Source organism: Niastella sp. (assembly GCF_045805085.1).
GTDB lineage: Bacteria > Bacteroidota > Bacteroidia > Chitinophagales > Chitinophagaceae > Niastella.
On the sequence record NZ_JBJMLX010000022.1, the window covers coordinates 1 to 2,856 of the forward strand.

Genomic DNA, 2,856 nt, shown 5'->3' on the forward strand with positions numbered 1-2,856 from the left:
TGTATCCTTTCTTTCATGGCATGGGCGCAAAAGAATGGTTTGGTAAAAGGCAATGCTGTTGACACCCTGTTAAAGCAGCCGGTGGTATCAGCCACCGTTACCTTGTTGCTGAAAAAAGATTCCTCGCTGGTTGCATTTACCATGACTGATAGCAAAGGCCAGTTTGAAATGACCGGTTTGCCCAACGGTGACTACCGCCTGCTGATAACCCATGTGAATTACCATAATACCGGCCAGCCCTTTACCCTCGATGAAGCCCATAAACAGGTTAACCTGGGAACCATCATTATGAACGATGTTACGCGGCTATTGAGTGAAGTAGTGGTTACTGCCGAAGCTCCGCCCGTAACGTTGATTGATGATACGGTGCAGTATAACGCCGGCTCTTTTAAAACCATACCCAATGCTACGGTTGAACAATTACTAAAGAAAATGCCGGGCATAAAAGTGGAAAAAGACGGCACGGTTAAAGCCCAGGGCCAGGATGTAAAAAAAGTACTGGTTGATGGCAAGGAGTTTTTTGGCAAAGACCCCAAGATTGCCACGCGTAACCTGCCCGCCGATGCGGTTGATAAAGTACAGGTATATGATAAAGTGAGCGACCAGGCGCAGCTGACCGGTTTTGATGACGGCAACAGCGAAAAGACCATCAACCTGAAACTGAAGAAAGACAAAAAGAAAGGGATGTTTGGAAAAGTGATGGCCGGTGGCGGAACCAACGATCGCTATGAAGGTAAGTTTAATGTAAACTCCTTTAAAGGCGCCCGCCAGTTCTCAGTAATAGGCATGAGCAACAACACCAACTCCGAAGGCTTTTCCTTTATGGATATGTTGAATTTTAATGGCGGCATGAACAGCCCGCCAGGGGGAGGTGCCGGGCTTCAAATAGATATCAAAGACGCTGGCCCTGCCAACTCAACCGATAACGGCAATGGAATAAGAAATATCTGGGGTGGAGGCTTTAACTATAACAACCTCATTGGCAACAAAACCCAATTCACCAGCAATTACTTTTACAACCGCTATAACCCCAACACCGAAAGTCATATTCACCGGCAATACTTCCTGCCCGATTCCTCGTATTTCTACAACCAGAACTCCTTTGTAAAGAATGTGAATAACAGTCATCAGTTAAATCTGAATGCTGATATTCAGCTCGACTCATTTAGTTCCATAAAAATATCGCCCTCGTTGGGCTATCAGCAAACAAGCACTTTAACCCGCAGTGATTATAACCTATTGTCACTTGCTCAAACGCCGGGCACCAGTGGCAGCAGTGACAATAGCACCAACAGCCATGGGTATAATTTCCGCAATGACCTCCTGTTCCGGAGAAAGTTTCGCCGGGCAGGCCGCACCCTGTCGTTAAGCCTGCAGAACAATGTAAATGCAAGTGATGGCGATGGTAACCTTATTTCCAACAATACCTATCGAAATACATTGGGGTTGGTTACCAGAACAGATTCCATCCAGCAACACAATATCAACAGCAGTGATTTGAACAGTTATACCGCGAGGCTGGTATATACTGAACCAATTTTTAAAAGATCGTTGCTGGAATTCAGTTTGGCCAAAAGCAACAGCAAAAGCACAGCGCAAAAAAACACGTATGACTACAATGCCTTCAGCGGCAAGTTCGATAAATTGAACGAACGCTACAGCAATGATTATGAAAACAGCTATGGCTATAATTCAGCCGGTATTCGCTGGCGCATGCAGTTAAGAAAGTTCAATGCCTCGGCCGGGGTGAACTGGCAACAGGCGGAACTGGAAGGAAAGATCCTGGTGTTGGGCAAAGATTCCACGCTCAATAAAACCTTTTATAACTGGTTACCAAATGCCCGCCTTCAATATAACTTTACTAAATTCCGTAGCCTGCGGTTGAATTATACAACCAGCACCAACCAACCAACGGTTTTACAATTACAACCGGTACCGGATAATAGCGACCCGCTGAATATAAAAGCAGGCAATGCCGATCTGAAACAGGAACTAACCCATGCCATACAACTGAACTATTTTTCGGTAAACCCCTTTAAGAACAGGAACCTGTTTGCATTTTTTAATGTGCGCCGAACCGATAACAAGATCGTTGATGCCGATACCATTGATTCAGTAGGCGTAAAAACAACCCGGCCGGTAAATGTGAATGGCGCGTATGATATTTCAGGTACTGTGAATGTAGGTTTACCTGTGCGTTTATGGAAAGGCACTATCAACTTCAGCACCAATGGCAACTATACAAAAAACAAAACGTTTATTAATGGGGCGGAGAATATGATCAGTACCTGGAATGTTAGCCCTGATGTACGGATCGAAATAAATGCTACAGAAAAACTGAACCTGTCATTCTCTGCCGGGGTTAATTGTTACAAAACGCAATACGGGTTACAGCAATCATTAAACACAGCATATTTGAACCAGGTATATAGCACTGAAATAAACTGGCAACTGCCCCGCAGCTTTTACTTTAATACAGAATTTACCTATACTGTCAACAGCCAGCGCGCCAGCGGGTTCAATACCAAAGTACCGTTATGGAATGCGTTTATCAGCAAACAGTTCTTACGCTTTAACCGCGGTGAACTCAAGTTATCGGCCTTTGACCTGCTGAAACAAAACATTGGCATAAGCCGTAGTACCAGTCAGAATTATATTGAAGACAAGCGGGTGAAAAACCTGCAACGCTTTTTCCTGTTGAGTTTTACTTATAATCTTACTAAAAGCAGGTTGAATGCCTCAGGAGGGCCCCGCAGCATACATATGATTGGCGGATAGTATATAATGGAGGTTGAGCATGGTAACAAAATTGCAGGGTATGGAATGAAATCCACAAACACTATTACCATGTCAAAA

The 2,856-nt window shown here is 44.3% G+C and carries 1 protein-coding gene; it reads left to right on the forward strand.

Annotated elements, in window-relative coordinates:
- On the forward strand, positions 1–2,778 hold a 2,778-nt coding region (locus tag ACJ751_RS01075; protein WP_407743518.1), incomplete at its 5' end, for a TonB-dependent receptor domain-containing protein.
- Between the last annotated feature and the right edge of the window lie 78 nt (positions 2,779–2,856).